Source organism: Pseudomonas sp. FP1154 (genome assembly GCF_030687245.1).
Taxonomy (GTDB): domain Bacteria; phylum Pseudomonadota; class Gammaproteobacteria; order Pseudomonadales; family Pseudomonadaceae; genus Aquipseudomonas; species Aquipseudomonas rhizophila.
On record NZ_CP117465.1, the window covers coordinates 2,692,876 to 2,719,635 of the forward strand.

At 60.6% G+C, this 26,760-nt stretch carries 19 protein-coding genes and 1 tRNA gene; 5 read left to right on the forward strand and 15 right to left on the reverse strand.

Annotated elements, in window-relative coordinates; all coding sequences use genetic code 11:
* Nucleotides 1–242: 242 nt before the first annotated feature.
* From PSH91_RS12255 to PSH91_RS12270, 4 genes are all read right to left on the reverse strand, one after another.
* Entirely contained in the window at nucleotides 243–1,355 is a 1,113-nt protein-coding gene (locus tag PSH91_RS12255) for an alkene reductase (protein WP_274090383.1), read from the reverse strand.
* Between the two features lie 148 nt (nucleotides 1,356–1,503).
* On the reverse strand, nucleotides 1,504–3,741 hold the full coding sequence (locus PSH91_RS12260; protein WP_274090384.1) for a molybdopterin cofactor-binding domain-containing protein: 2,238 nt from the start codon (nucleotides 3,739–3,741) through the stop codon (nucleotides 1,504–1,506).
* Nucleotides 3,738–4,211, reverse strand: coding sequence for a (2Fe-2S)-binding protein (locus tag PSH91_RS12265; RefSeq protein ID WP_305468333.1), 474 nt, complete (start codon nucleotides 4,209–4,211; stop codon nucleotides 3,738–3,740). Before PSH91_RS12265 ends, PSH91_RS12260 begins: the two co-directional genes overlap by 4 nt.
* Complete coding sequence (locus PSH91_RS12270) at nucleotides 4,208–5,488, reverse strand: cytochrome c (RefSeq protein WP_160892610.1); 1,281 nt, start codon at nucleotides 5,486–5,488, stop codon at nucleotides 4,208–4,210. The genes PSH91_RS12265 and PSH91_RS12270 overlap by 4 nt, the downstream gene beginning before the upstream one ends.
* Before the next feature lie 298 nt (nucleotides 5,489–5,786).
* Between PSH91_RS12270 and PSH91_RS12275 the strand changes: the two genes are divergently transcribed.
* Together PSH91_RS12275 and PSH91_RS12280 are read left to right on the forward strand one after the other, a co-directional pair.
* Nucleotides 5,787–6,986 carry an MFS transporter gene (locus PSH91_RS12275; protein WP_160892612.1) on the forward strand — a complete coding sequence of 400 codons (1,200 nt, stop codon included), beginning with the start codon at nucleotides 5,787–5,789 and terminating at the stop codon, nucleotides 6,984–6,986.
* Between the two features lie 100 nt (nucleotides 6,987–7,086).
* The gene (locus tag PSH91_RS12280; protein WP_274090387.1) at nucleotides 7,087–8,004 is read left to right on the forward strand and encodes a LysR family transcriptional regulator; all 918 of its coding nucleotides are present in this window, start codon (nucleotides 7,087–7,089) and stop codon (nucleotides 8,002–8,004) included.
* Nucleotides 8,005–8,115: 111 nt separating this feature from the next.
* Here PSH91_RS12280 and PSH91_RS12285 read toward each other — a convergent pair.
* Nucleotides 8,116–8,203: transfer RNA gene (locus tag PSH91_RS12285), tRNA-Ser, on the reverse strand.
* A gap of 124 nt (nucleotides 8,204–8,327) precedes the next feature.
* Between PSH91_RS12285 and PSH91_RS12290 the strand changes: the two genes are divergently transcribed.
* A complete protein-coding gene (locus PSH91_RS12290; protein ID WP_039588756.1) occupies nucleotides 8,328–8,999 on the forward strand; it encodes a Bax inhibitor-1/YccA family protein in 672 nt (223 codons plus the stop codon).
* A gap of 403 nt (nucleotides 9,000–9,402) precedes the next feature.
* Nucleotides 9,403–10,746, forward strand: coding sequence for a hypothetical protein (locus PSH91_RS12295; RefSeq protein WP_160892614.1), 1,344 nt, complete (start codon nucleotides 9,403–9,405; stop codon nucleotides 10,744–10,746).
* 41 nt (nucleotides 10,747–10,787) lie between these two features.
* On the opposite strand, the gene PSH91_RS12300 is transcribed toward PSH91_RS12295, so the two are convergent.
* A complete protein-coding gene (locus PSH91_RS12300) occupies nucleotides 10,788–11,225 on the reverse strand; it encodes an Lrp/AsnC family transcriptional regulator (RefSeq protein WP_076385016.1) in 438 nt (145 codons plus the stop codon).
* A gap of 134 nt (nucleotides 11,226–11,359) precedes the next feature.
* Between PSH91_RS12300 and PSH91_RS12305 the strand changes: the two genes are divergently transcribed.
* Nucleotides 11,360–12,253 carry a DMT family transporter gene (locus PSH91_RS12305; protein WP_305468337.1) on the forward strand — a complete coding sequence of 298 codons (894 nt, stop codon included), beginning with the start codon at nucleotides 11,360–11,362 and terminating at the stop codon, nucleotides 12,251–12,253.
* An 18-nt stretch (nucleotides 12,254–12,271) separates the two neighbouring features.
* Here the strand turns inward: PSH91_RS12305 and PSH91_RS12310 are convergent, their stop codons facing one another.
* From PSH91_RS12310 to treZ, 9 genes are all read right to left on the reverse strand, one after another.
* A complete protein-coding gene (locus PSH91_RS12310) occupies nucleotides 12,272–13,897 on the reverse strand; it encodes an NADP-dependent glyceraldehyde-3-phosphate dehydrogenase (protein ID WP_047226581.1) in 1,626 nt (541 codons plus the stop codon).
* A gap of 221 nt (nucleotides 13,898–14,118) precedes the next feature.
* A complete protein-coding gene (locus PSH91_RS12315; RefSeq protein ID WP_305468339.1) occupies nucleotides 14,119–15,033 on the reverse strand; it encodes an autotransporter outer membrane beta-barrel domain-containing protein in 915 nt (304 codons plus the stop codon).
* Nucleotides 15,034–15,380: 347 nt separating this feature from the next.
* A complete protein-coding gene (locus PSH91_RS12320; RefSeq protein WP_047226579.1) occupies nucleotides 15,381–16,181 on the reverse strand; it encodes an endonuclease/exonuclease/phosphatase family protein in 801 nt (266 codons plus the stop codon).
* A gap of 182 nt (nucleotides 16,182–16,363) precedes the next feature.
* Nucleotides 16,364–17,128, reverse strand: coding sequence for a PIG-L deacetylase family protein (locus PSH91_RS12325; protein ID WP_305468341.1), 765 nt, complete (start codon nucleotides 17,126–17,128; stop codon nucleotides 16,364–16,366).
* A 248-nt stretch (nucleotides 17,129–17,376) separates the two neighbouring features.
* Nucleotides 17,377–19,536, reverse strand: a complete 2,160-nt coding sequence (glgX, locus tag PSH91_RS12330; RefSeq protein WP_047226577.1) for a glycogen debranching protein GlgX — start codon at nucleotides 19,534–19,536, stop codon at nucleotides 17,377–17,379.
* A 209-nt stretch (nucleotides 19,537–19,745) separates the two neighbouring features.
* On the reverse strand, nucleotides 19,746–20,072 hold the full coding sequence (locus PSH91_RS12335) for a DUF2934 domain-containing protein (protein ID WP_107322529.1): 327 nt from the start codon (nucleotides 20,070–20,072) through the stop codon (nucleotides 19,746–19,748).
* 20 nt (nucleotides 20,073–20,092) lie between these two features.
* Nucleotides 20,093–22,879, reverse strand: a complete 2,787-nt coding sequence (locus PSH91_RS12340) for a malto-oligosyltrehalose synthase (protein WP_305468342.1) — start codon at nucleotides 22,877–22,879, stop codon at nucleotides 20,093–20,095.
* Nucleotides 22,876–24,954 (reverse strand): 4-alpha-glucanotransferase, encoded by a 2,079-nt coding sequence (malQ, locus tag PSH91_RS12345; RefSeq protein ID WP_305468343.1) that lies wholly within the window; start codon nucleotides 24,952–24,954, stop codon nucleotides 22,876–22,878. The genes PSH91_RS12340 and malQ overlap by 4 nt, the downstream gene beginning before the upstream one ends.
* Nucleotides 24,951–26,753, reverse strand: coding sequence for a malto-oligosyltrehalose trehalohydrolase (gene treZ, locus PSH91_RS12350; protein ID WP_305468344.1), 1,803 nt, complete (start codon nucleotides 26,751–26,753; stop codon nucleotides 24,951–24,953). Before treZ ends, malQ begins: the two co-directional genes overlap by 4 nt.
* Nucleotides 26,754–26,760: the final 7 nt, after the last annotated feature.

The window sequence follows — 26,760 nt, forward strand, 5'->3', positions numbered from 1 at the left end:
AGGCAGGATTGCGGCGCTTGGGACGATGGGTGGAGTGTTTGTTTGGTGTTGTATAGGTGGCGTGGGTCTGCTTTTGCCTGGGTGCACGTTGAGCTCCCTGCTAACGGTGGCGTGGTACGTCAATGACGTGAGTGTAGCGCTAAGGAGGCGGGGCGATGTGGGAGGCTGGCGGCGGGCGTAGATTAAGTCAGCCGCCACAGTGGCGGCCGACTTTTGGCTTGGTCTATTACAACGGTCACAGCTCAGGAATGAAGCGGATAATCCACATATCCACGCTGGTCGCCACCAAAGAATGTGCTCGAATCCGGCGTATTGAGTGACAACCCTTCGCGAATTCGCCGTGGCAGATCAGGATTGGCCAGAAACGGCCTGCCGAACGCGATGATGTCCGCGCGGCCGTCGATCAGCGCCTGTTCTGCCGTCTTTGGATCGTAGCCACCGGCGATCATCAGTACGCCGTCCCAGGCTGCACGCAACTGACCGATAATGGCATCCCAGCGCGGATCGAAGTTCTCATCTTTTACAGTGCCGACGACGGCGGGCTCGACGAGGTGCAGGTAGGCCAGGTTCCAGTGGTTCAACGAACGCACGATATGGCCGAATGTAGCCTCAGGGGTTTCATCACCCATGCCCATGAAGCGCCCCATGGGTGTCAGACGCACGCCCACGCGTTCTGGACCGACCTCATCGACTACGGCAGCCACCACTTCCAGTAACAGGCGAGCACGATTTTCCAGGCTGCCGCCGTAACGGTCAGTGCGCTGGTTACTGTTACTGTTGATAAATTGATCCAGCAGATAACCATTGCCCGCGTGAATTTCCACACCATCCATTCCGGCGTTCATCGCATTGCGTGCAGCCTTGCGGTAGTCGCTGATAATGCCGGCGAGCTCCGAGGTTTGCAGCGCTCGTGGCACCGGCACATCACCCCAGACGCCGTGACCATCGGTATCGACAATGAACGTCTTGCCAGGTACGGGTAATGCACTCGGGGCAACCGGCAGCGCGTTGTCGGGCTGAAAACTGGGGTGCGATACGCGGCCCACATGCCAAAGCTGCATGAAGATCAAGCCGCCCGCCTCATGCACGGCGTCGCTGACTTCGCCCCAGGCCTGCACCTGTTCATCGCTGTAGATGCCCGGCGTCCAGGCATAACCCTGGCCCTGTCGCGATATTTGCGTCGCTTCGGTGATGATCAAGGCGGCGCTTGCACGTTGGCGGTAGTACTCGGCATTCATCGCTGTCGGAATGTCGCCCGGTTGCCCGGCGCGAGAGCGTGTCAGCGGTGCCATCGCCACACGGTGTGCAAGTGTGTATGGACCTAATGCGATGGGACGAAACAGATGTGGCGTCATGGTGTTCTCCAATAATCGAAAAGTGCAGGCAGGGTGGCGTCTGACCTGGGCCAGGCACTGGCTGTACTTAAGTTAAACGGCGCGATGACGCCTGATAATCCACACACTTCGCCACGCTGCATTGCGTGATTCGCAATGCAGCGCGGGTTCATGACGGCTGCTGCGAGCGAGTCAGGGGAAGGTTCAACCAGCGCCGCCCTGTGGCATTCGCGATGGCATTGCCAATGGCCGCAGCCATTGGTCCCTGGACGATCTCGGCGGCGCCGAGAAACGGTTGTCCCGGTTGATCGAGCAGATGGACGTCGACCTTTTTGGGCACTTGCGAAAAGCGCAGGATCGGGTAACCACTCCAGTCGTAGCTGCGAATGCCTCCGGGGTCATAGGCGACTTTTTCATACAGCGTCCAACTGGTTGACTGGACGACACCCCCTTGCACTTGGTTGCGCAAGCCGTCGGGATTGACGATCTGCCCAACGTCCACGGCTGTGACGACGTGATCGATCTGAACTTCGCCAGTCTGAGGGTGCACCTGAAGGTGCACGGCGATGGCGCAATACCCCATGATGTTTTTGTAGCGGGCGAACGCGAAACCTATGCCCGCGCCAGGAGCGCTGCTTCTTTGCGGCCAGGCAATGGCGTCGCGAACTCGCTCCACCACGGCCCGCGCCCTGGGATCGGTCAGATGGGCAAGCCGCAAGGCAACTGGATCGACTTCGGCCTTGATGGCCAGCTCGTCCATGCAGGCTTCGATTGCGAAAATGTTGATGTGCGCGCCGAGTGAACGCATGGCCGATGTGCGAAATGGCATCTCGGTGACGAAGTTCATGTCGATGCGCGTCGAGCCCAATGTGTACAAGGGCACCGCGTTGCGATCGCCGTCGCCTTCGGGTTGTGCGATAGGCACCGAAGGCGCAGAGATGAAAGGGCGGGCCAGCAGCCGCGCCGGCAGCAAGCGTCCGGCATTGACGATGCGTTCGTTATGAGGCGTGGTCCATAGCTCGCAGTTCCAGTCCTGCAGTCGACCCTGCGCATCAAGGTTGGCCTGGACCTCGGTAATCATCGCCGAGCTGTAGGGCTCCCAGAGATTTTCCTGTTCGCGCATCCACTGCACCCGAACCGGGGTGCCCGGTAGTCGCATGGCAATCAGCGCCGCGTCGGCTGCTGCATCGTCCGCGCCGTTGTGACCATAGCAACCCGAGCCTTCGGTGTGGATACAGCGAACGCGCTCGGGTGGCAGTCCTGTCATTTCGGCAATCCCGGCGCGCAGGGGGTACACACCCTGTGTGTGGGTCCAGACCGTGAGGGTGCCGTCCTTGAGCCAGGCCACGGCGCATGACGGGCCGATGGAACCGTGCATCAAATACTGTTTGGTTACGCGCGCGCGGTAGCTATGGTGGGGCACGTCTTGCGGGGTACCTTCATGACTGATTGGATAACGGCGTGAGGGGAGCCGTTCGAGCAAGGTATGGATCGATCCAGACTCGGGGATTGCCTGTCCACCACTCCAATAGGCCGATTCGTATCCGCTGCGCATGGCCTTGATCGCTTGCCATTCATCAAGCGCCACCACGGCCAGATAATTACCATCACGAATCACTTGCACGACCCCGGGCAGCATCTTGATCGATTTCGCATCGAAGACCTCCAGCCTGCTGCCGGGACGCGGCGGGCGGATGACTCGCGCATGCACCATGCCTGGCAGACGAATGTCTTGAACGAACGCGGCACCGCCGCTGACTTTGGCCGCAATATCCAGCCTTTGCAGCGAATGGCCGATCAGCTTGAATTGCGTCGCCGGCATGACTGGCGATTCGGCCTTGGCATAGAGGTGCAGATCGACATTCTTGACGGCGTCGGCATAGCTCATTCGCTGCCCAGTGGGGCCGAGAATGATGCCTTGCTCGGTGCTCAGCAGTGCCGGCAATACCTCCCAGCTACGCCCGGCCGACTCCAGCAGTAACTCACGCACCTGCGCCGCCGCGTTGTACAGCGCGGTCCCACTGTCGAAAATACTGTGGCTACCGGCGGTGTAGCCTTCGTTAGGTGTCAGAGCCGTATCGGCGGTAAGCAAATTGATCGCCGCCGGGGAGACTTCCAGGCGTTCCGCGGCTATTTGCAATAGGGCTGTCTTGACGCCGGTGCCCAACTCAACCTTGCCGGTGTAGACGGTGATGCCATCTGCGCCGACCCGGATCCAGGCATCGAGATAGGGGTTGGTGCGCAGGCTGCCGGGCAGGTCCGGCGCCCGCACTACCGTGCCAAGCGTATCAACTTCGGTGTCTGCCCATGCGCGTCGGGTCATCGGCGCGAGGGTGAATGCCATCAACAAGGCGCCGCCCTTCAAGAAGGCGCGGCGACTGTGAGCCATCTCTTTAACCTGCGTCATAGCGAACTCCGGTTTTGCCTGGCTACAAGGCTGATCGCGTCGATAATTCGCAGGTGGGTTCCGCACCGACACAGGTTGCCTGCCATGTACTGGCGTATGGTCTGTTCGTCCGGGGACGGATTGCTTTCCAGTAATGCCTGGGCGCGCATCAACATACCGGCGATGCAGTAGCCGCACTGGGCCGCCTGTTTATCGATGAAGGCCTTCTGTAAAGGGCCGGGGCGCTCGACGGTGCCGAGGCTTTCAACCGTTCTAACCTGTTTGCCTTCAAGGCCCGCGCAGGGTGTCACGCAGGAAAACACAGGCTTGTCATCGACAATGACGGTACAGGCACCGCATTGGCCCAAGCCGCACCCGTATTTGACGCCATTGAGCCCCAGGTGATTGCGCAGCGCGTAGAGCAGCGGCATGTCAGGTTCCAGCTCCAGTGTCTGGGGCGAGCCGTTGACATTGAGAGTGACTTGGGTCATTTCGTCTCCTGGCGTATCGCTTCAAGGGTGGCAGAAAGGTCAGTCCAGGGTTGGTCGGGACTGGCCTGGTGGCGCAGGTATGACGCCAGGGCTGAGAGTTGGGCGTTGTCGAGGCTGGCGGCAAACGGCGGCATCACCGGACCCGGCACGCCCGGGGTGGCCGGGATGCCATCGAGTACGGTTTTCAGGAAGTTGCGCGCGCTTGAGGCTTGTAATGCTGACGTACGATTCAGCGCCGGACGCCCGTCGATTTCGCGCATCGGTGCCGCCGCGCCATGGCAACCGGCACAGGCGCTGGCGAAGAGCAGGGCGCCACTGGCTTGAGCGGTGGGCTCGGCGCTGGCAGCATCGGGATGGATTTCCCTGATCACAGCCCTGCCGGGCAGACTCAGCAAGTACTCGGCAATCGCCTCTGCATCGGCCACCGGCATGCGTGCCAGGCCAAGACTGACCGCACGCATCGGTCCAGCCGCGGTGCCATGCCCCTCCACGATTTCCGCGCGAAGGTAGCGCACCAATTGCTCAGTGCTCCATGCGTTTGCACGACGAGCCATGCCGAGCAGCGAAGGCGCTTGCCAACCCTCCACGGAACCGCCCGCCAGGCTTTCGCCGCTCTTCTGGGCACCGAGTAAGTTCAGAGGTGAATGACACCCTGCGCAGTGGCCGGGCCCTTGGACCAGATAACGCCCGCGATTCCAGGCTTCAGATTGTCGTGCTACTGGCGTGAGTGGCTTGGCGTGCAGGAACAGCAGATTCCAGAATGAGACTAGCGGGCGGATGTTCATCGGGAAGTTCATGTTGTTTTGCATGGCCGGTGAGTCCACGGCAGGGCCGCTCATCAAGTACGCATAGGCGTCAGCGATGTCGTCTGTGGTCATGCGCCGGTAATGTACATATGGAAAGGCCGGGTAAAGGAAGTGACCATCGCGTGAGATCCCTTCGCGCATCGCCCGCTCGAATGCCGGCAGCGACCATTGGCCAATTCCGGTCTGCGGATCCGCAGTGATATTGGTGCTGTAGAGCGTGCCAAACGGCGTTCTTAGCGGCAGGCCCCCCGCCATGTATTGGCCCCCGGGTCGTGTATGGCACACCGCACAATCGCCCGCCTCGACAACGCGAGCACCGCGTTGCAATTGTGCGGAATCGAAGGTTCGCGGACGCTCGATGGGGGCTATCGCCGGACGCCACATCAGCATCACGGCCCCGATGGCGCCTACCGAAGCCAGGACCACGGCGCTGATCCATAACGGCCTGGCTCTGATGAAACTGCCCTTCATGAAAATGCCCGGTGCCGCAGACGCGCGGTCGCAAGTGATGATGAGTTGGGGGTCATGAACAGCTCCTCGGTCAGCCTGGGAAGGGCGCCGGAGGAGAGACCTCTGCGCCAAGTGCCGAGGGTAAGGAAGGTGTGGCTGTTGGAGTATCCGCGGATCGCGCAATAGCCTGTTGCGCCAAGCGCAAGGCGAGTGCGCGTTGCATATGGCGCATCACTCAATTGCTCATGGGGTGGATTCTGCGGATCGACCGCTGCCTTTAGCCTTGACGCCACTTTCTCGAACTCAACGAGGTGTCATCATGCTCACGGGTAACCCGGCGGCAACGGCCAAGGCCGAACAATCTGCTTCACTCTCTGGCCTGATGGTCGCGTTCCTGGCGTTTTGCTGCGGCGCGGTCGTTGCCAACCTTTATTACGCTCAGCCAATTGTCGAACTGATCGCGCCGCAGATCGGCCTGTCCAGCGCCAATGCCAGTCTGATTGTTTCGCTCACACAGTTTGGTTATGCGTTGGGCCTGCTGTTGCTGGTGCCACTGGCCGACCTGATGGAAAACCGACGCCTTGTCGTGGGTTTTACCCTCGCCGCGAGCGTGACCCTGTTGTGTGCCGGTCTGACGCATTCGCCGTCGATGTTCCTCATATTGTCCCTGCTGATCGGTCTTACCTCAGTGGCGGTGCAGATTCTTGTGCCGCTGGCGGCGCATCTGGCGCCGGAAGCAACGCGTGGGCGCGTTGTTGGCAACATCATGAGCGGGCTGTTGCTGGGCATTCTGCTGTCACGTCCGCTGTCGAGCCTGCTGGTGGAAGTGTTCGGCTGGCGCGGGGTGTTTTTCAGCGCCGCGGCACTGATGGCCGTCATCGCCGTGATTATGGCGACTGCGCTGCCGCGGCGTGTGCCGACTCATCAGGCCACGTACCCGGCGTTGATCGGTTCGGTGTTTGCGCTTGCCCGTCGCCACCCGGTTCTGCGGCAACGTTCGTTGTATCAGGGCTTATTGTTCGCCAGCTTCAGCCTCTTCTGGACCCTCGCGCCCATTGAGCTGGTACGTAACCACGCGTTCAGTCAGGCGCAGGTTGCGATTTTTGCGCTGGTCGGAGCCGTCGGTGCATTGGCAGCACCGATTGCCGGGCGCTTGGCCGATGCTGGGCATGGCCGCCGCGGGACGCTGGCTGCACTGCTGTTGGCACCCGTCTCGCTATTGATCGCGGCGCTGCCTGGCAGCAGTTACCTCTGGCTGGTGGTGTGTGCAGTGCTGCTGGATTTCGCCGTGCAACTGAACATGGTGCTGGGCCAACGAGAGGTGTATGCCATCGACCCGCACAGTCGCGCGCGCCTGAATGCGGTTTACATGACCAGCATCTTCGTGGGTGGTGCCTTGGGCTCGTTGGTGGCGAGCCCACTGTATGAACATTTCGGCTGGAACCTGTCTGCCGTGACGGTGGCATTGTTGCCTGCTCTGGCTTTGCTAATGTTTCTGGGACGTAAGGCAGAGGCCTGAGCGCCAGGCGTCGGTGAAAGGTGTGAGGTACGTTCGTACAAGACGGCGCGAGACGAGTGATGCACAATCGTCTGCGTTCCTTTTCGACCGGATTGCACCTATGGACAAGCTGCTGGCATTGAAGATGTTTGTTGAAACCGTGCGTTGTGGTGGTTATTCCGCCGCGGCACGCAAACTCGGCATCTCGACATCTTCGGTGACACGCCAGGTGGCAGGACTCGAAAATGAGTTGGGCGCCAGTCTTCTTAACCGTACGACTCGCAACACCAGCGTTACCGTCGCTGGGCAAACCTATTTCGAGAAGGCCGTCGCCATTCTCGATGCCATTGATCAAGCCGATGCCGTAGTCGCCGACCGTGGCATCGAGGCCCAGGGACGCCTACGGATCAGCGTCCCGGTGGAGTTTGGTCGACGAATCATCGCGCCGCATCTGGGTCGATTGCTTGCTCGTCATCCAGGACTGGAAATCAGCGTGTCGTTGAGCGATCAGGTCAGCGACCTGCTGAGCGAACAGATCGATGTGTCGGTGCGTCTCGGATCGTCGGTGGTCAGTGAGGATATCGTCAGCAAACGGGTAGGGGCCTTCCAGCGCTGGGTGGTGGCCAGCCCGGACTATCTGAGTCGTCACGCGGAGCCGTCTCATCCCCGTGATTTGCTGGAGCTACAATGCCTGCGCTTCGATTACGGTGGTTCGCACCACCACTGGACGTTCCAGGGCGAGGACGAAAGCATCCAGCTCAACGTCCACGGTCGCCTGCAAAGCAACAACGCCGATATCCTGCGTGAAGCGGCGATCGCAGGCGGCGGAGTGGCCCTGTTGGCCGACTGGCTGGTACGTGACGACGTCGCCGCCGGCCGGCTGGCACGGTTGCTGGAGCATTATGAAGTCAATCCCGGCAGCGCGAGCAGCTGTATCAATGCCCTGTATTTACCCAATCACCGGGGCTCCAGTCGGATCAATGTGTTCATCGATTTTCTTGAGGAGATCCTCGCGCCTGATCGATTGGATAACCAATAGCGCCAACTCAGGTGCGTGGTTTTCTGGCGGGAGAACCAGGGTAGCGCAACAGAAGCCGTGTGCGCCAGAAACGACAAAGCCCTGAAAAATCAGGGCTTTGTCGTATAAAGATGGCGGAGGCGATGGGATTCGAACTCATGGACCTGTTACAGTCGACGGTTTTCAAGACCGTTGCCTTAAACCACTCGGCCACACCTCCGTATTGCGTTGCGGGCGCCATAATACCCGAATGAAACACACTGTCAAACTCTCTACGTAGCTTGTTACAGAGCGTCTGTTATCATCCTTGCCACTGAATGTTTCAAAACCGGAGGAGTGTCGCCATGCGCGAACAGGATTACGCAGTGAACAACAGCGTGCAGGCTGAGCAGCTAGAGGTTAGCCGCGTCCTGCGCAACACTTATGGCCTGCTGGCACTCACGCTCGCTTTCAGCGGTGTGATGGCCTTCGTTGCACAACAGATGCGCGTCGGCTACCCGAACATCTTCGTGGTGCTGATCGGTTTCTACGGCCTTTTCTTCCTCACCAACAAGCTCCGCGATTCGGCCTGGGGCCTGGTTTCGGCCTTCGCCCTGACCGGCTTCATGGGCTTTCTGCTCGGCCCGATCCTCAACCGCTACCTGGGAATGCAGGGTGGCGCCGAAGTGGTCAGCTCGGCATTCGCCATGACCGCGCTGGTGTTCGGTGGTCTGTCGGCCTACGTGCTGATCTCCCGCAAGGACATGAGCTTCCTGAGCGGTTTCATCACCGCAGGCTTCTTCGTGTTGCTCGGTGCGGTAGTTGCCAGCTTCTTCTTCCAGATCAGCGGCCTGCAACTGGCAATCAGCGCCGGCTTCGTGCTGTTCTCGTCGGTCTGCATCCTGTATCAGACCAGCGCCATCATCCACGGCGGCGAGCGCAACTACATCATGGCGACCATCAGCCTGTATGTATCGATCTACAACCTGTTCGTCAGCCTGTTGCAGCTGTTCGGCCTGATGGGTCGCGACGACTGATTGCATGCGTGATATGAAAAGCCCGCTTCGGCGGGCTTTTTTTCGTCCCCGATTTTTCGTTATGGCCAATTGCCCGCAAAAAAGCCGAATCGTGATGGCGCCTTTGAATAATTGATCTACAACTATGACAAGGGATTGCATTGCCAGGGGCGGCATGAGGTAAACCGGTCAACCACCGCGCGAAATCTTCGCCACGTTCCCCCCCAATATCGTTCGCATTCGGCTATCCGAGCCAGGTCTGATTGCGCCCGTTTTTCAGGCGCCAAGGAGGTGTACGCACGTCACTGAGCGTTAACCGTGAGCCGGCGGGGGCAACGCGCCCTGGCCCAATAACAAAGGAAGCCCTGCGCATCAATCAGGAGATCGATGATTTGGCAGGCGTTGCCCCTATAAGGAGATACCGATGATTAAGTCCCACGCAAAGATCCTTGTACTCATGACCTTGGCCGGCGGGTCGTCCATGGCCAATGCCGGCACCTTCCCTGATTTCGGCTTCGCCCCTCCCAAGAGTGAATATTCCGGCCCTGCGTTCCAGCTCAGCCAGAACTATCCCACCACTGCCCCTGGCGCCGCGTCGATGCCAGCGTTCTTCAAGATTCTGCCAACAACACGCAGCAATGATTTTGAAACCTGGCGAGCCTATATGGAGGGCGTCAAGCAATACTGTCTGGAGGGCAACGCCGAGACCAACTGGAATGTGCAGAAAAACACCGTCCGCCAGTGGTACCACATGCCCTGGCAGCATTACGGGCCGAGCGGGCGTGAAGGCATCCACGGGCTGACTCGAGAGGCGCCGATTCAGCCTAAACAGCTCGCTCACACACAGTTGGAGTCCGGTCAGACTTATGCGGTGGGGATCTATAACGATATCGGTGCCTTTACCATCGGCCAGGTCTGGAAAGATCCGCAGAACCCTGACCCGAGCTTCACTTCAAAGCCCAAGAGCTTCCCCAACGGCACCGTGGTGTGTAAGGCGTTGTATGCGGACATCGATGTCAATTCGGTGCCGTCGTTGGCCAATCCCTTGCTGCTGGATGCCTACACCGCCGTCACGTTTACATCCACTGATCGCGTCGTGAAAAAAGTCGCATTGATCCAGATGGACATTGCCGTGCGTGACTCGCGTGTCAGCGAGACCGGATGGCTCTTCGGGACCTTTCAGTACAACGGCATCGATAAAAGCAAAGGCGACTGGGAAAACCTGGTGCCGGTCGGAATCATGTGGGGTAACGACCCTGAAGTGACCAGCAGCGAGTTCACCAATCCGACCCCGACAGAAACCAAAATCAACCCTGCGTTGAAGCAGACCGCAATCAATGCCAATACCAAAGAACTGCCGCCGACCCACCTGGGTTGGAACGGACGCCTCAATGGGCCGGTGGACAACCCGCAGGCTTCATGCCTGAGCTGTCACATGACCGCTGAATACCAGCAACTGGCGATCATGAACCCGACTTTCCAGGCCAACCCACCAGCGCCGGGTACTGAAGAGTGGATGAAATGGTTCCAGAACATCCCCGCCGGCCAACCCTTTACGCCGGGCACCCAAAGCACGGACTACAGCCTGCAATTGTCCGCGGCCTTGGCCAACTTCTATGACTGGAAATGTAACCACAGTGGCGTCTATGCCGATGGCAAGAATGCTTGTGAAAAAATCGTGCCGCTAAAATTGATGAAAGCAAGCAATGCGCCTCAGGATGAGGTGCAAAAAGTGCAGCGCAGTCCTGAGCTGGAAGACCTCGAGTAACATAAATCCCGGCCTCGGATGACACCGAGGCCGGGTCAGGTTCATGCCATGGGTGGCAGTCGCCGCTTGACCGGAGTCTTCTTGACGATGGCGGTGTTGGTTTCTGCCAGAACATTGAGCTTGTCCAGCAACGTGTCCAGTTGCTCCATCGAACGCACATGCAGCCGAGCGATGAAGCAGTCATCGCCGGTGACCTTGTCACATTCGGTAAATTCAGCGATGGCCTGGATCTGCCGTTCCACTTCCTGCAACTGCCCCGGTAACGGGCGAATACGCACAATCGCCTGGAGCTGGTAGCCGAAGCACTTGGGGTCCACTTCAACGGTGTATGCCCTGAGCACGCCACGCTCTTCGAGCCTTCGAAGGCGCTCGGCGACGCTGGGGGAAGACAGGCCGCTCACGTTTGCCAGGGCCTTGAGGGAACGCCTGGAGTCTTCCATCAGAGCGCTGATGAGGATCTGGTCGATGTCGTCAGTCATTTTTCACTCCGTTAGGCCAATGCTCGAAGTTGCCTTGATAAAAAAGGTCGAAAGCCAGTTTAGCCTTTCTCGTGCCATGGAGGAGCGCCCCTTTGGCTCGGCATACTGTGCCCACTTGCTGAAGGAGCCTGAAGATGGACAAGACCTTACGTCGCGGTTCGCTGGAAATGACCGCCGCCATGTTGATTTCCGGAACCATCGGCTGGTTCGTGCTGGTTTCCGGTGTGCCAGTGCTGGACGTGGTGTTCTGGCGCTGCGTGTTCGGTGCTGCGACCTTGCTGCTGATTTGCGCCGGTTTCGGATTCTTGCGTCCGGGTCTCCTGACGCGCACCACCTTCCTGCTGGCGGTGCTCAGTGGCGTGGCGATCGTGGGCAACTGGGTGCTGCTGTTTGCTTCGTACTCCCGCGCGTCGATTGCCATCGGTACGGCGGTGTACAACGTTCAGCCGTTCATGCTGGTGGGATTGGCGGCGTTGTTGCTGGGGGAAAAAATCACCGCCCAAAAGCTGTTCTGGCTGGCGGTGTCGTTTCTCGGCATGTTGGCCATCGTCAGCGCCCACGGTGAGCAAGGGCAGGGTGGCGGCGACTATCTGACGGGTATCGCCCTGGCGCTGGGCGCTGCCTTGCTGTACGCCATTGCGGCGTTGATCATCAAGCATCTGACCGGGACACCGCCGCACTTGATCGCGCTGATTCAGGTCAGCACCGGTGTGTTGCTGTTGGCACCCTGGGCGAACTTTTCGGCGTTGCCGCAGCAGCCCGAGGCCTGGGCTAGCCTGGTAACCCTGGGCATGGTTCATACCGGCGTGATGTATGTGTTGCTATACAGCGCGATTCAACGGCTACCCACCGCATTGACCGGCGCATTGTCGTTCATCTATCCGATCGCGGCGATTTTCGTCGACTGGTTCGCCTTCGGTCATCGCCTCGAGTTGCTGCAGTGGCTGGGTGTGGCAGCGATCCTGCTGGCGGCCGCCGGCATGCAGCAGGGCTGGGGCATCAAGGTGCGCCGTCCAGCCCTGCCATAGCCCATCGTTCGGCGCGGGTCAGAAGATGTAGTCGGTGGTCAGGAAGTTAGAGTCCCGCCCGCGGATGATGTCGCTGATCAGCGCCTTGTTGCTGTCCTGGAACTTGGTCGCCACCAGCGTGCGGATCGAAAAGGTGCGCAGCGCATCGTGGACCGACAACGTGCCCTCGGCCGAGTTTTTCCGGCCGTTGAACGGGAACGTGTCCGGGCCACGCTGACATTGGGCGTTGATGTTGATGCGTCCGACCTGGTTGGCGAAGATGTCCACCAGTTTGCCGACTTCGGCCGGGTTGTTGCCGAAGATGCTCAACTGTTGGCCGAAATCGGACTCGAGCACGTAATCGACCACGGTATTGAGGTCGCGGTACGGCACGATGGGGACGACCGGGCCAAACTGTTCTTCGTGGTAGACCCGCATTGCAGTGTTCACCGGATAGAGCACGGCCGGATAGAAGAACGAACCGCGGGATTCGCCACCGTGTTCATTCGTCACCTGCGCACCTTTGGCGGCGGCATCGGCCACCAGCGCCTGCAGATAATCGACCTTGCCCGCTTCGGGCAACGGTGTCAGTGCCACGCCATCTTCCCACGGCATGCCAGGTTTCAGGGCGGCCAGCCCGGCGTTGAATTTCTCGATGAATGCCGGTGCCAGGTCTTCGTGGACAAACAGGATCTTCAATGCCGTGCAGCGCTGGCCATTGAAAGACAGCGAGCCGGTCAGCGCCTCGCTGACGGCGTTGTCCAGATCCACATCCGGCAGCACCAGGCCCGGGTTCTTTGCGTCCAGGCCCAGGGCGGCACGCAAACGGTGCGGGCGCGGATGGAGTTTTTTCAGATCGCTTGCAGCTTTGTTGGTGCCGATGAAGGCAAAGATGTCGATCTTGCCGCTGGCCATTAGCGCGCTGACGGTTTCCCGGCCACTGCCGTAGATCACATTGATCACACCGGCCGGGAAGCTGTCGCGAAATGCTTCCAGCAGCGGCCGCACCAGCAGTACGCCGAGTTTGGCCGGCTTGAACACCACGGTATTGCCCATGATCAATGCCGGAATCAACGTGGTGAAGGTTTCGTTCAGCGGATAGTTGTAGGGGCCCATGCACAAGGCCACGCCCAGCGGCACGCGGCGGATCTGCCCGAGCGTATCCTGTTCCAGCTCGAAACGGCTGGAGCGGCGGTCCAGCTCCTTGAGGGCGTTGATGGTGTCAACGATGTAATCGCAGGTGCGGTCGAATTCTTTTTGGGAGTCCTTGAGATTCTTGCCGATTTCCCACATCAGCAACTTGACCACCGCCTCGCGTTGTTCGCGCATGCGCGCCAGGAACGCCTCCACATGGCGGATGCGTTCTGCAACACGCATCGTTGGCCACTGGCCCTGGCCGCGGTCATACGCGCGGACGGCTGCGTCCAGGGCGGTGAGCGCGGTCTGTGCATCCAGCAGCGGCGTGCTGCCCAGTATCACTTGTTCGTCCCCCTGCGGGCCTGCCAGGTACACCGGGCTGCGAACAACTGCCAGTGGCCCTTGCCAGGTTTGCAGCACGCCATCGATCAGGTATTCGCGCTGCTCGATCTGTCCCTCGAGGCGGTAGGCCTGCGGAATATCGGCAGCGCTGGGAAACAGGTTGGCGAAGAGGTTGGCTTGGGTCATGTCGTTACTCCATCAATGAAATGAGCCATGGGCTGACGGCTTTCAGGCGTAAATCGCTTTTAGGGTTATACGCCTAAATGGCGGTGCGTTTTAAGTGCCGGGGGGCGAGGGACAGGATTTTATCGGCGTCAGGCAGGTGTGGAGGCGGGCAGGCTGGACTCATTGTCGGTTGGCATGGCGAGTCGCCAACACATGGCTGCGACCCGCCCTGAAGCGCTGGTTTACCAACGCATCCGTACCCCCAGGCTGCCGATCAGCCCGTTGAGGTCGTTGTCGTCGACGTCGCTGCTGTAGTCAGCGCTGATGTAGAGGCTCACCACCGGTGTAACCCGCGCCACCAACCCCAGCCCTACCTCGACGGTGGAAGATTTGCGGCTGCTGCTGATCTTGTCGACTTTGTCCAGGGTCAAGGTGTCGGCACTCTGGACCGTGTGCCAAAGGTTGGTGCGCACGTAGGGTTCCACGCCCAGGCCGTTGACCTGATACGTCCCTTTGAGGCGTGCCCCGACGCGCCCGCTCCAGGTGCTCAGTTCGTTGCCGGAGCCGTTCTCGGCATTGGGGTTGTCAAGGGTGATGCGCTGGTTGATCAGTTGCGCCTGGGGTTCAACCACCCAATGGTCGCTGATACCGATGGGAAAACCGCCTTCGACCGACAACGTGACGGCATTGCCTTCAGCGGCCTGACGCTGGCCTTGCTCGGTGCGGCTGTAACCGTTGACGCGCCCGCCGCTGGCACTCAGATCCACATGCCAGCCTGCCGGACCGGTCAGGCTCCAGTACGCGCCCAGATGGGTGCCTTGCAGGTTCAGTGCTTCTTTGCCGGGCTCGGCCATGGCCGGTGTCACCAGCGTGCCATTGACGCGGGTGATGACCTGGTTCTGTCCACTGATCAGGCCCACGCGTTGGGTATGGCCGCTGTCGTTTCGCAAGGTGAAGAGGGCGGGACTCTTGCTGGAGGTGGGGTCAGTGTTTATGGAGGCGGCGCCCTGGCTGTCGGACTGTGTTCGGTCATACCAGGGTTGCGACGTCTGCTCGGCGGGCCAGGCCCATACCTCCATGGACGAACACAGTAACAACGAAGTCGAGACTGTGTAGAAAGTGGTAGTGATCTCTTGTGGACGGAGGGAAGTTTTCATGGGGGCCTGCCTTGCAATCGCATGCGTTTCTCGCTTATGGCGTCTCTCCTACCCCGAACGAGGGGCGACCGAATGGATTGAGGCAAACCTCGGGCCGTCCGCTGTAGCGGGGTTCCGAGGCTTGCCCCTGACTGTATTTCCGGGGGTAGTACGTTGTAGTCAAGAAGACCGGTGCCGTCGCGTCAAGAAAATGAACGATGAATGGCAAACTGAAATCAGTGCCAATAAATAACTGATTTTTTTCGGTTATCTAGATCGGTGAATTGACGTCAATCAACCGTTTCAACCCCTCTGGTTCATCGACTCACCATTTGATTCGTACGCCGGGTGTCGCGCAGTGTTTGGCCTCACAAATGCACTTCCACGCAAAGCGGCAGGTGATCGCTCAGGTGTGTCCAGGGTTTGCTGCCCAGGATTTGCGGGGCATGGCTGGTGGCGTTGCGCAGGTAAATGCGGTCCAGACGCAGCAGGGGGAAACGCGCCGGGTAGGTCCTCGCCGGACGACCGTGGTGGTGCTCGAAGGCTTCGTGCAGGTATTGGCGACGAGCGAGGGCGGTATTGCCGCGCAACTGCCAATCGTTGAAATCACCGGCGATGATCACCGGGGCGTCTTCGGGCAACGAATCCAGCAATTGGCAGAGCAATTTGAGCTGCAACTGGCGATGGCTTTCCAGAAGGCTCAGGTGCACGCAGATTCCGTGGACCTCGGCATGACCGGGTACGTCCAGCACGCAATGCAGCAGTCCGCGCCGCTCGGGACCGGTAATGGAAACGTCGAGGTTTCGAAACTCACGGATCGGGTATTTGGAGAGCAATGCATTGCCATGATGGCCATCGGGATACACCGCGTTACGGCCATACGCAAAATCGCTCCACATGCTGTCGGCGAGGAACTCGTACTGGGACATTGGCGGCCAGTTCTCGTAGCGCGAAGCGTGGCGGTCGTGTTCCCCCAGCACTTCCTGCAGGAACACCAGGTCGGCACCGGTGCTGCGTACCGCTTCACGCAGCTCGGGCAGTATGAAACGACGGTTGAGGGCGGTAAAACCCTTGTGGGTATTGACCGTCAGAACCCGTAGCCGATGGACCGCCGCGGGCGTGTCCAAAGGCGTTGATTCGGCGGCTTGCCGGTTGGGATCGCCAGTCACGTTCACTCCTGAATCAGACGTACCTGTTCATGCGACTTATGGTGGCTGCCGCAGTTCCGGATTTTTCCCCGTTGCCAGGTCAATCACGTCACCCGCTAAGCCACCGTTATCGCGAGCAGGCTCGCTCCCACAGGGTAGGGGGCATCGCTTTTGTGACATCCCTCACACTGGATTGGCGGTGGTCAGATGAACACAATTTCATAGGGCAAACCCATGCGATCAAGAATGACCCGTGGCACCAACGGTGCGATGCCGCTGGCGGGCTCGCCGTTGAGTTGGCTGGCGTAGGCGTGCATGGCGTGCCGTTTGCGGGCGGTGGTCCAGATATCCAGGCGCAGCTTGCGGGCCCGGTGCCAAGGGATCTTGTTTTGCTCACGGACCGGCCAGTGCCAGGCCCACACCGGCAGCTCAATGAACACTGCCTCGATGCTTTCGGCGGCCAGGGCCCCGGCGCGGCCAACGGCATCATGGTCGCTGTCACCATCCTTGCGCCAGGTACTGAACACAACGTCGCCCGGCTTCAAGTACCGAGCGATGAAAGCGCTCAGTTGGGCCTCATGGCCGGCGAGGGTTTTTTCCGGGAAACCACCGCGCACCCACTGCATGCCACGGGCCGGTACCCCAAGGCGATGCAGGGCGTCCACGCTTTCCTGGGGATGGGGGCGGTAGGCATGCTGGCGCTCATCGGTCCACAGCGGTGAGCCGGGATGGCTGATGCTGCCGTCGGTGACCGAGATCAGCAAGATGGGATGACCCAGATTGCTCAGCAACTGGAGCAGACCGCCACAGGCACCGACCTCATCACCCGGATGCGGAGCAAGGATGACGGCGCGTGCGCCAGCGGGAATGAGGGTCTGGGTACTGATGATGGGAATGTCGGCCAGCTGGGGGGCACTGTTCCATATTTGCGGATGCTGTCGACCTGGCAAGCGAGAAGCGAGTTTCATGAGAGACGTCCCTGTTTGTATTCAATCTTTCAGCCATGCACCGGGCCGATTGCCCGGTGGTGCCCACCAGGGCCTGACTGCGAGCGGCGATGTTCCGATCCTGGAATCTACCGCTCGCCAAGTATTGATCATGTTGGGCGATTCGTCGCGCCCCATGTTGTTGCGAATGCTGTTTTTCTGCGCGGGGACTGAGCCGGTGAACAAACCGCGTCCCTGCGGTTGTGTTTTTTCACCCGTTTATCGAAGGTTTATTCCTCCTCCTCACGTTGCAATTCGAACAACAACAGCGAGCGGCCGGTGACGGAGTATTCGTAGTCAAAATCGAAACGCTCCTGGCCACGCACCTTCGGCTGGTTAGTGTCGACCATGCATGTCCAGAAACTGCCTTCGGGCACTTCCGGCAGGCGGAAGTTGACGATGTCGTGATGGGCATTGACCACCAGAAGCAGGGTCGCGTTGCCACCCTTGCGACGAATACCGGTTTCCTGGGCGCGCCCGTCCATCAGCATGCCCAGGCACCGACCGTGGCCGTCGTGCCATTGCTCGGTGGTCATCTCGCTGCCATCGGGGGCCAGCCAGGTGACATCCTTGACGCCCAGGTCTTCGTTGTAATTGCCCACCAGGAACCGCCCGCGCCGCAGGATCGGGTAGGTCAGGCGCAGTTTGATCAGACGCTTGACGAACTTGAGCAGCGCCTCGCCATCCTCACTGAGGTCCCAATTGACCCAGCCGATCTCGCTGTCCTGGCAATAGGCGTTGTTGTTGCCGTGTTGGGTCCGAGCGAACTCATCGCCAGCGACGATCATCGGCGTGCCCTGGGCCAGCAGCAAGGTCGCAAAGAAGTTGCGCATCTGTCGCTGACGCAGTTCATTGATCTCAGGATCGTCTGTCGGGCCTTCGACGCCATGGTTCCAGGACAGATTGTTGTTGCTGCCGTCCTGATTGTTTTCGTCGTTGGCTTCATTGTGTTTGTCGTTGTACGACACCAGGTCGTGCAGGGTAAAACCGTCATGGGCGGTTACGAAGTTCACCGAGGCGTATGGGCGACGACCGCGCTGGTTGAACATCTCGCCGGAGGCCGTCATGCGGCTGGCAAAGTCGGCGAGTTGGCCGTCGTCGCCTTTCCAGAATGCGCGCACCGTGTCGCGGAATTTGTCGTTCCACTCCACCCAGCCTGGCGGGAACCCACCCACCTGATAACCACCAGGGCCGCAATCCCACGGCTCGGCGATCATTTTCACCTGGCGCAACACTGGGTCCTGGCGACAGGCGACGAGGAAACTGTGGCGCTCGTCGAAGCCATCGTGGTATCGACCCAGAATAGTCGCCAGGTCGAAACGGAAGCCGTCGACGTGCATCTCCGTGGCCCAGTAGCGCAGGGAGTCGGTGACCATCTGCAGCACGCACGGGTGACTCAGGTCCAGGGTGTTGCCGGTGCCGGAATCGTTGATGTAGTAGCGTTTGTCATCCGGCATCAGCCGGTAGTACGAGGCATTGTCGATGCCGCGCATGGACAGGGTAGGGCCTTGCTCGTTGCCTTCAGCGGTGTGGTTGTAGACCACGTCGAGGATGACTTCCAGGTTGGCCTCGTGCAGGTGCGCAACCATCTCCTTGAATTCGGCGATTTTGCCGCTGGCCAGGTAACGCGGGTCCGGGGCGAAGAAGGCAATGCTGTTGTAGCCCCAGTAGTTGGTCATGCCCTTGTGCAGCAGGTGCTGGTCATTGACGAACGCGTGGACGGGCAGCAGCTCCACCGATGAAACACCCAGCTTGCGGATGTGTTCGAGCACATCGTCCACCATCAATCCGGCGAAGGTGCCTCGCAGGTTTTCCGGGACAGAGGGGTGGCGCATGCTGATACCGCGAACATGGGTTTCATACAGGATGGTCTTGTCCCACGGCACACTGACACGCTGGTCGTTGCCCCAGGTGTGGGCTGGGTCGATGACTTTGCATTTGGGTACGAAGGGCGCGCTGTCGCGTTCATCGAAACTCAGGTCGCCGTCCGGGTGGCCGATGGTGTAGCCAAACAGTGCCTCGGACCACTTCAGCTCGCCGACCAGTTGCTTGGCGTAGGGGTCGATCAGCAGTTTGTTGGGGTTGAAGCGGTGGCCATTCTCCGGGTCGTAAGCGCCATAGACCCGGTAGCCATAGATCATCCCCGGATGGGCGTCAGGCAGATAGCCGTGGTAAATCTCGTCGGTGTACTCCGGCAGCTCGATACGCTCGAGCTCGACTTCGCCGGTATCATCGAAAATGCACAGTTCAACCTTGGTGGCGTTCGCTGAGAACAGCGCGAAATTGACCCCCAGGCCATCCCACGTCGCACCCAGCGGGAAAGGTAGCCCTTCACGAATCCGCGAAGCCTCGATAACGGGCGGCGGCGTAGTGTTTTTTGGATGGGTCATAGTTGCTCCTGCAAAAGACAGACAGATACGGCAATGCTGTTCACTTAAAATCTATTCTTTTCACTGTGGCGAGGCAGCTTGCTCCCGCTGTGCCGCCTAGCGGCACCATTGATCGACACCGCGCATCCAGGCGTCGGCCTGGTGTGGCGTCAGCACGCGCCCTTGTCAGCACGGGGGCGCATGCCCTTGAGGCGGATGTCAGGTATGGATCAGTTAGCCGGCGGCTTGCGCGGCGCTCGTGGCTTTTTCTCCACAGGTTTTTCCGCCGCGGTGCTGACAGCGGCAGGTTTAGCTGCAGGCTTGGCCTTGGGCGTAGTGCTTTTCGTGGCAGGCTTGGCTGCGGTGCTCTTGGTCGCGGCAGGCTTGCTCGCCGCTGGTTTACCGGCGGCCTTGGCGGGTTTGCTCGGTGCCAGGGCTTCGGCCTCGGCAAGTTTGCGAGCCATCTCCCAGTGGCGTTTTTCCTGCCCGGCAGGCTTACCCTCGGATTCCCAGATCTGATAGGCGAATTCACGAATGCGTTTATCGTCGGTACTCATCGCAGTGCTCCTGACTGAACTCAAGATTGGATAAAGACATTGACCGGGAAATCCCCCAGCGCGTCGCTGACCATCAGCTCCCTTTGGGGTGTGACTGCCGCGCTGGAAAAAAGTCCCTTCAGTTTTTCATCCCCACGGGCAAACGGTAGTGATACGCGGGTGTCGCCCCAGTCCGATGCAGCCACCAGCGGCACGGCACCGTTTTCCAGCAGGCGAGCTGCATGGATCGGTACCACTATGATTGCCCGTTGTTGCTCATGCTCACGCATAAAGGCCAGGACCCGTTTGGCCTGCGCGCCAACCACTTGCAATGGCTGATAGCGGCCTTGCTGGAACAGTTGCAAGTGTTCGGTGCGTACGGCCAGTGTTCTGGCGATCAACGCTTGCTTGACCCTGCCATCGCGCCAGGTGCTTACCAGTTGCGCTGGGGTGCCTGGTGCTTGCATCGCCTCGCGGCGCGCCAGGAAATCCACCGGGCGGCGGTTGTCCGGATCCACCAGGCTGAAATCCCAGAACTCATTACCCTGGTACAGGTCCGGTACACCAGGCACAGTCATGCGCAGCAAGGTTTGCGCCAAACTGTTGAGGGCGCCCGCCGGGGCGATGACCTGGACCGCCTCGGCGATGGCGTTGCGCAGAGGCAGCCCCTCATCACCGAGCAACAGCCGCTCCAGGAACAGTTGGGTCGCCTGCTCATAAGCGTCGTTGACGGCCGACCAACTGCTTTGCAACTTGGCTTCGCGCAAAGCCTTGCGTTGCCATTGCCACATGCGCTCGTTGTAGTCGGCCAGTGCCGTGTGGTCGTGCACATCCAGGTCCAGCGGCCAACTTCCCAGTAGCGCCTGATACAGAATCAATTCATCACCGGCTGAAGGAGCGGCGGGGTCGCTGTGCAGCGATGGCGCAAGAATGCGCCACTGGTCCACGCACGCCATGTACCAATCAGCTCGTTCGCTGATGACCGCCAGCCGCGCCCTGGTGTCTTCACCGCGCTTATGGTCATGGGTGGCGGTGGTCATCAGGTTGTCAGGGAAATGCTCCAGCCGTTCGAGGCAGGCGTCATGAAACGCTTGCGGCGGGGCGCTGAACCGTTCGGTGTTGTAGCCCACGTCATTGCGCGACAGCAGTACTGCCGAACGATAAAGCGCCGTGTCTTCCACGGCCTTGGCGGCGGCTGGCGAGGTCAGTTGCTGGAAACGCACGCAAGCATGGCGCAGCCGTTTGCGCTGACCGCCCCGAGGGCGATCCCGCCAGGGCATGCCGCCGAGCCAGTCGGCCAGGTAGTCGAGCACCGGCCAGTCGGCTTCGCTGAGGGTTTGTCGGGCGTCTTCCAGGGCCTGACGAAAAAACACATCGTCTTCGTTGGAGCGGCCGAGCGGGTTGATGTAGGTGCGGTACACCGGGAAGTGCACGATCAGTTCCTGCAACGCGCGGCGAATGGCGCCGAGGGTCAGGTCACGGGTCATCACGTCGTCCCGCGCGACTTGCAACAGGGCCTGGGCGACGCTTTCGAAGTCTCCGGCCAGGGAACCATTGAGAATCTGTTGACGGGCCAGACGGGCTTCTTCGATGAAGTGCGCCGGTCGCTCGCTGTGGCGACTCCAGAACTCGGCAAGGGGTTCGGCACCGGCCGGGTCATGCTGCAGCAACGAGATCTGGTTCATGAACTCGTAACCGGTACTGCCGTCGATGTTCCAGTCCCGACGCAGGCTCTCGCCATCGCCGAGGATTTTCTCAATGAAAATGGGCAGGTGCCGCGAGGGCGAAAGCGAATCAAGACGCCTGCGCAATTTGCGGCAGTAGCCGCGAGGATCGGCAAGACCGTCGATGTGGTCGATCCGCAAGCCGTCCACTAATCCTTCGGCGATCAATTCGAAAATTTTGGCGTGGGTGGCTTCGAACACCGCAGGGCGTTCGACCCGCAGGCCACCCAGCTCATTGACGTCGAAAAAGCGCCGCCAGTTGATGTCGTCCGCCGCCGTGCGCCAACTGGCGAGCCGGTAGCTCTGGCGCTCCAGCAACTGATGCAGACGCTCGAACCCCTCGGGTTGCCGGGAGTCGTAGGCGAGCAAATTATCTTCGATCGCGGCCTGAATGCCCGGCTGGCTGGCCAGCTCTTGCAATTGCTGCTGCAGCGGTCGGGCCAGGGTATGGGCGTCGGTCTGGTAGTTCAGCGTGGTAAAACGCTCGGCCAACGCCTTGAGGGATTCGGCCTGTTCGGATGGCAGCGTTTCGGCAGGTTTGAGTAATTCGCCGTACTGCATGGGGCAGATAGGGAAGTGATGCTCGTAATGCTCGGCCAGGAAGCTGCCTTGTGTGGCATCGAAGCGTAACTTCAGGGTGCCTTCCTGCAAGGCCACTCCGTAGTCGCTGCCTAAAAACGGCAGCAACAGTTGGCCCTCCATCAAGGGGTCGGGAGAATGCCACTGGATATCGAAAAACTCGCCGAAGGGGCTCAAACGTCCCCATTCCAGCAGGTCCTGCCACCAGGGATTGTCATTGCCGCCGACGGCCATGTGGTTGGACACGACATCGAGGATCAACCCCATCCGGTGCTCACGCAGGCTGGCGACCAGGCGTCGAAGCGCCGCTTCGCCGCCCAGTTCCGGGTTCACCTGGGTCGGATCGACCACATCGTAGCCATGCATGGAGCCGGCGCGGGCTTTGAGTAGTGGCGAGGCGTAAATATGGCTGATGCCCAACGATGCGAAGTACGGCACCTGGGGGATGGCATCGTCCAAGGTGAAGCCTTTATGAAATTGCAGGCGAAGGGTCGCCCGCAATGGTTGGATCAACGTCTGATTCATCGGTCACGCTCGTTCGCCTGAAGCCTTGCGCAGGCGAGGATTTCCAGACGCCGGGCGGCGCCCGGGTCATCCAGCAGCACCTGGCTGTCACACGCCAGGCGACGCCGCCAGTTGGGGTGGGTATCGGTGGTGCCAGGCAGGTTGGCCTGCTCGTCGATGCCCAGGGCGTCTTCGAGCGGCAGCAACACCAGCGGCGCACGGGTGTGTCCGAGGAAACGCACACTGGCGTCGAGTATCTCGTCGGTATCCTGGTGTTCTTCACGAAAGTTCTGCGGGTCCTGATTCAACACGTTGCTCAGGCCTTCGCGTTCACGTTCGCGGTGTTTGCGCCAGTCCATCTCGGTGTGGGAGTCGATCAGGTCCAACCGGGCGTTCCAGTCGATATCATGACCGTGCCACCAGCCATTGAGGGTCGGCAAGTCATGGGTACTGGTCGTGGCCAGGGCATTGTCCGGCCAGTCGAGGATGGGTTTGAAGTGGGTGTTGTCCTGTTCGAACAACAGCACGCGCATGCCGAGGATCGACCGGGCGCTGAGCTTCTCGCGAAGGCCCTCGGGCACGGTGCCGAGGTCTTCGCCCAGGACGATGGCTTGATGGCGATGGGATTCAAGGGCCAGCAGACGCAGCAGGTCGTCCACCGGATAATAAAGGTAGGCGCCATCGCTGGGCGGGGCGTCGTTGGGGATCACCCACAGGCGCTGCAAGCCCATCACATGATCGATGCGCAAGCCGCCGGCGTGGGCGAAGTTGGCCCGTAGCATCTCAATGAACGCGCGAAAACCATTGCGTACCAACCCCTCTGGCGAGAATGCCGAGATGCCCCAGCCTTGGCCGGAGCGGTTGAGGATGTCCGGCGGTGCGCCCACGGTCAACGAGGCGAGCAGTTCATCCTGCCGACTCCAGGCCTGGCTGCCTCCACCATCGGCGCCTACTGCCAGGTCAGCGATCAGGCCAATGCCCATGCCGCTGGATTTCGCCGCGCTCTGGACGCGCTCCAGGCACCGGGTGATCAGCCACTGGCAAAACGCGTAGAAGCCGATTTCGTCGGCGTTCTCCTCGGCAAAATGCGCCAGCGTCGAACTACGCGGGTTGCGCCATTCTTCGGGCCAATGGCGCCAGTCCAGGCTCTCTCCCCGAGCCGCACGTTCGGCCTGCAGGGCTTCGAAGCGGCAATGATTCTCCAGGGGTTCGCCGCTGGTGTGGCGGAAACTGCTGAAATCCTCATGCAATGGATGCTCGCCCTGGCTGAAGCCGTCGTACAGGGCGCGCAGGACTTTCTGCTTGGCCTGGGCCGCCACGGGCCAATCCACCAGCGGTTGTTCTTCCAGGTTGCGCAGTTGGTTGGTCAAACCGGTGGCGTCAATGGCCGCGCGTAGCGCGCGTTCGCCGAGAACGGTGCCCGGCGCGGCATAGAGACTGTTGAGGAAGAGCCGGCTGGACGGTGAATAGGGGCTGTAACGGCCGGTGTCGCTGCTGAACATCGCGTGCATCGGGCTGATCGCCAGGGCGTCGGCACCGCGCTCGCCGGCGACCCGTACCAACTCCTCCAGGGCCTGGGTGTCACCGAAGCCTCCGTCGCCGGGGCGGCGCAGCGCATATAACTGCGCGCTCAGGCCCCAGGCGCGGGGCGTCGGATTATCCACGGCATCGGCTACGCTATAGCAATGTGCTGGCGCGACCGCCAGGGTGAAATGCTGGTCCTGGATGCTGACGTGCTGGTAACCCACCGGGACCATCCCCGGCAACCTGGCGTCGGCGTCGAGTTTCAGGTTCAGTGTGGCACCGTCCTCGAGCTGGATTTCGCAGGGCGTGGCGGCTTCGAAGTAGCGGCTCAGATCCACGCTGGCGCCGACATCGGCGGTGATCAGCGGTGGCAATTGATGATTCTGTTGGTCCTGCTGCAATTGCAGCAGGCTGGCGTCGATTTCCTGGGCGGTCCCGGCTGGATGGCCCAGACCGATGAGGACTGAACGCAAGACGGCGGGCGAGACTTTCTGCGCCCGGCCGTTGGCGTCGATCCAGTCCACCGCCAGGCCCGCTCGGCCGGCGAGAATTTCCAGTTGCGCATCGCTCATAGGCGCTCTCCAGTGATGTTGGGCAAGTTTGCCGCGTGCGTCAGACTGACCAGCGCGCTGTAGGGCGCCAGGGCCCCTTGCTGCAACAGACCCATGGCGTGCTGCGGATGTTCGAAAAGAATCTCGGCCTCTTCTTGAGCGGTATGCTTGACCGGCTGATCGCTGAGGTTCAGGTCAATGCGCAACACGCTGCCGTCGCCCATGCGCCAGCGTGCGCTGACTGCGCCATGGCCCAGCACTTCGGCGTCCAAGGCCTGGGCTCCGGGCAAGCGCGGGACGATCACTTCACGGCGGATTTTCAGCAGTTGTCGATAGAGTGTTTCACTGGCTAGTTGCTCAGCGTGCTGCGCCTCCAGCTCAGGCCTCGACACCTCGAAGGTATCAGCCGCGTTAGGGTCCGGGATGCGTTCACGCTTTTCGGGATCGGCAAAGGCACTGAACGCCTTGAACTCGTTGCGCCGACCTTCACGAACCAGCTCCGCCAGCTCGCCGTGATGGCTGGTGAAAAACAGGAAGGGTTGCCGGGCGGCTACTTCATCGCCCATGAACAGAAGCGGAATCATCGGCGACAACAGCAACAAGACCGTCGCCGCTTGCAGGGCCTGAGGCGGGGCCAGTTGGTGCAGGCGTTCACCCAGAGCCCGGTTGCCAATCTGATCGTGGTTCTGCAGAAACAGCACGAAGGCGCTGGGGGGCAGGTGACCGCTGGGTTCGCCCCGGGGCTCGCCGTGGCGGTTGATATGGCCCTGGAAGACAAAGCCCTGGCTGAGGCAGCGTGCCAATTGTTCCGTCGGCTCTTGGGCATAGTCAGCATAATAGGCGTCGGTTTCGCCGGTCAGCAGCACGTGCAGGGCGTTGTGCCCGTCATCGTTCCACTGGGCGTCATAGCCGTGCTCCAGCAGGCCGGCCTGGTTGTGTTCGTTCTCCACGGTCAACCAGACATGCCGAACCGGATCTACCTGTTCGCGCACCCTGGCGGCCAGTTCCTGGAGAAAATCCGGATCTTCGATCGCATGTACGGCGTCCAGGCGCAGGCCGTCGAAACGGTATTCCAGCAACCACATCAGCGCATTGTCGATAAAGAAGTCCCGCACCTCGCGGCGCCGGAAGTCAATTGCCGCGCCCCAGGGGGTGTGCTTGTCTTCGCGGAAAAAACCTTTTGCGTAACGGTGCAGATAATTGCCGTCGGGGCCGAAATGGTTGTAGACCACGTCCACAATCACCGCCAGCCCGTGGCCGTGGGCGCTGTCGATCAAGTGCTTGAGCTGTTCCGGCGTGCCGTAGGAGGCCTGGGGAGCGTAGGGCAGGACGCCGTCGTAGCCCCAGTTACGGTCACCGGGAAACTGCGACAGCGGCATCAGTTCGATGGCGGTTACCCCTAATCCAGCCAGGCGCGCCAGGTGCTGTTCGACGCCTTGGAAACCACCGAGGGCGCCGACGTGCAACTCATAGATCACAGCTTCATGCCAGGGGCGCCCGGACCATTGGGTATGGCGCCATCGGTAAGCATGAGGGTCGACCACCACGCTGTGGCGGTCAATGTCACCGGCCTGGGCGCGGGACGCCGGGTCGGGAACCTCCAGTTCGCCGTCGATGTTGTAGCGATAACGAGTGCCGGCGGGGCAACGGGTCTGGATCATGAACCAGCCATCGGCCTGGGGCAGTAGCGGTATTGAATCTCCAGTGTCGAGCTCGACACTCACAAAAAAAGCATCCGGGGCCCAGAGGGCGAAGCGGGTGTGCTCGGCATCGAGCATGACCGCGCCATGGGTCCAGGTTTCAGGCGTCCTTGACGGCATTGTTACC

Excerpts from the sequence above, each read along its gene's own strand:
- PSH91_RS12255 (WP_274090383.1), bottom strand. The coding sequence starts at position 1,355 with ATGACGCCACATCTGTTTCGTCCCATCGCATTAGGTCCATACACACTT.
- PSH91_RS12260 (WP_274090384.1), bottom strand. The coding sequence starts at position 3,741 with ATGACGCAGGTTAAAGAGATGGCTCACAGTCGCCGCGCCTTCTTGAAG.
- PSH91_RS12265 (WP_305468333.1), bottom strand. The coding sequence starts at position 4,211 with ATGACCCAAGTCACTCTCAATGTCAACGGCTCGCCCCAGACACTGGAG.
- PSH91_RS12270 (WP_160892610.1), bottom strand. The coding sequence starts at position 5,488 with ATGAAGGGCAGTTTCATCAGAGCCAGGCCGTTATGGATCAGCGCCGTG.
- PSH91_RS12275 (WP_160892612.1), top strand. The coding sequence starts at position 5,787 with ATGCTCACGGGTAACCCGGCGGCAACGGCCAAGGCCGAACAATCTGCT.
- PSH91_RS12280 (WP_274090387.1), top strand. The coding sequence starts at position 7,087 with ATGGACAAGCTGCTGGCATTGAAGATGTTTGTTGAAACCGTGCGTTGT.
- PSH91_RS12290 (WP_039588756.1), top strand. The coding sequence starts at position 8,328 with ATGCGCGAACAGGATTACGCAGTGAACAACAGCGTGCAGGCTGAGCAG.
- PSH91_RS12295 (WP_160892614.1), top strand. The coding sequence starts at position 9,403 with ATGATTAAGTCCCACGCAAAGATCCTTGTACTCATGACCTTGGCCGGC.
- PSH91_RS12300 (WP_076385016.1), bottom strand. The coding sequence starts at position 11,225 with ATGACTGACGACATCGACCAGATCCTCATCAGCGCTCTGATGGAAGAC.
- PSH91_RS12305 (WP_305468337.1), top strand. The coding sequence starts at position 11,360 with ATGGACAAGACCTTACGTCGCGGTTCGCTGGAAATGACCGCCGCCATG.
- PSH91_RS12310 (WP_047226581.1), bottom strand. The coding sequence starts at position 13,897 with ATGACCCAAGCCAACCTCTTCGCCAACCTGTTTCCCAGCGCTGCCGAT.
- PSH91_RS12315 (WP_305468339.1), bottom strand. The coding sequence starts at position 15,033 with ATGAAAACTTCCCTCCGTCCACAAGAGATCACTACCACTTTCTACACA.
- PSH91_RS12325 (WP_305468341.1), bottom strand. The coding sequence starts at position 17,128 with ATGAAACTCGCTTCTCGCTTGCCAGGTCGACAGCATCCGCAAATATGG.
- glgX (WP_047226577.1), bottom strand. The coding sequence starts at position 19,536 with ATGACCCATCCAAAAAACACTACGCCGCCGCCCGTTATCGAGGCTTCG.
- PSH91_RS12335 (WP_107322529.1), bottom strand. The coding sequence starts at position 20,072 with ATGAGTACCGACGATAAACGCATTCGTGAATTCGCCTATCAGATCTGG.
- PSH91_RS12340 (WP_305468342.1), bottom strand. The coding sequence starts at position 22,879 with ATGAATCAGACGTTGATCCAACCATTGCGGGCGACCCTTCGCCTGCAA.
- malQ (WP_305468343.1), bottom strand. The coding sequence starts at position 24,954 with ATGAGCGATGCGCAACTGGAAATTCTCGCCGGCCGAGCGGGCCTGGCG.
- treZ (WP_305468344.1), bottom strand. The coding sequence starts at position 26,753 with ATGCCGTCAAGGACGCCTGAAACCTGGACCCATGGCGCGGTCATGCTC.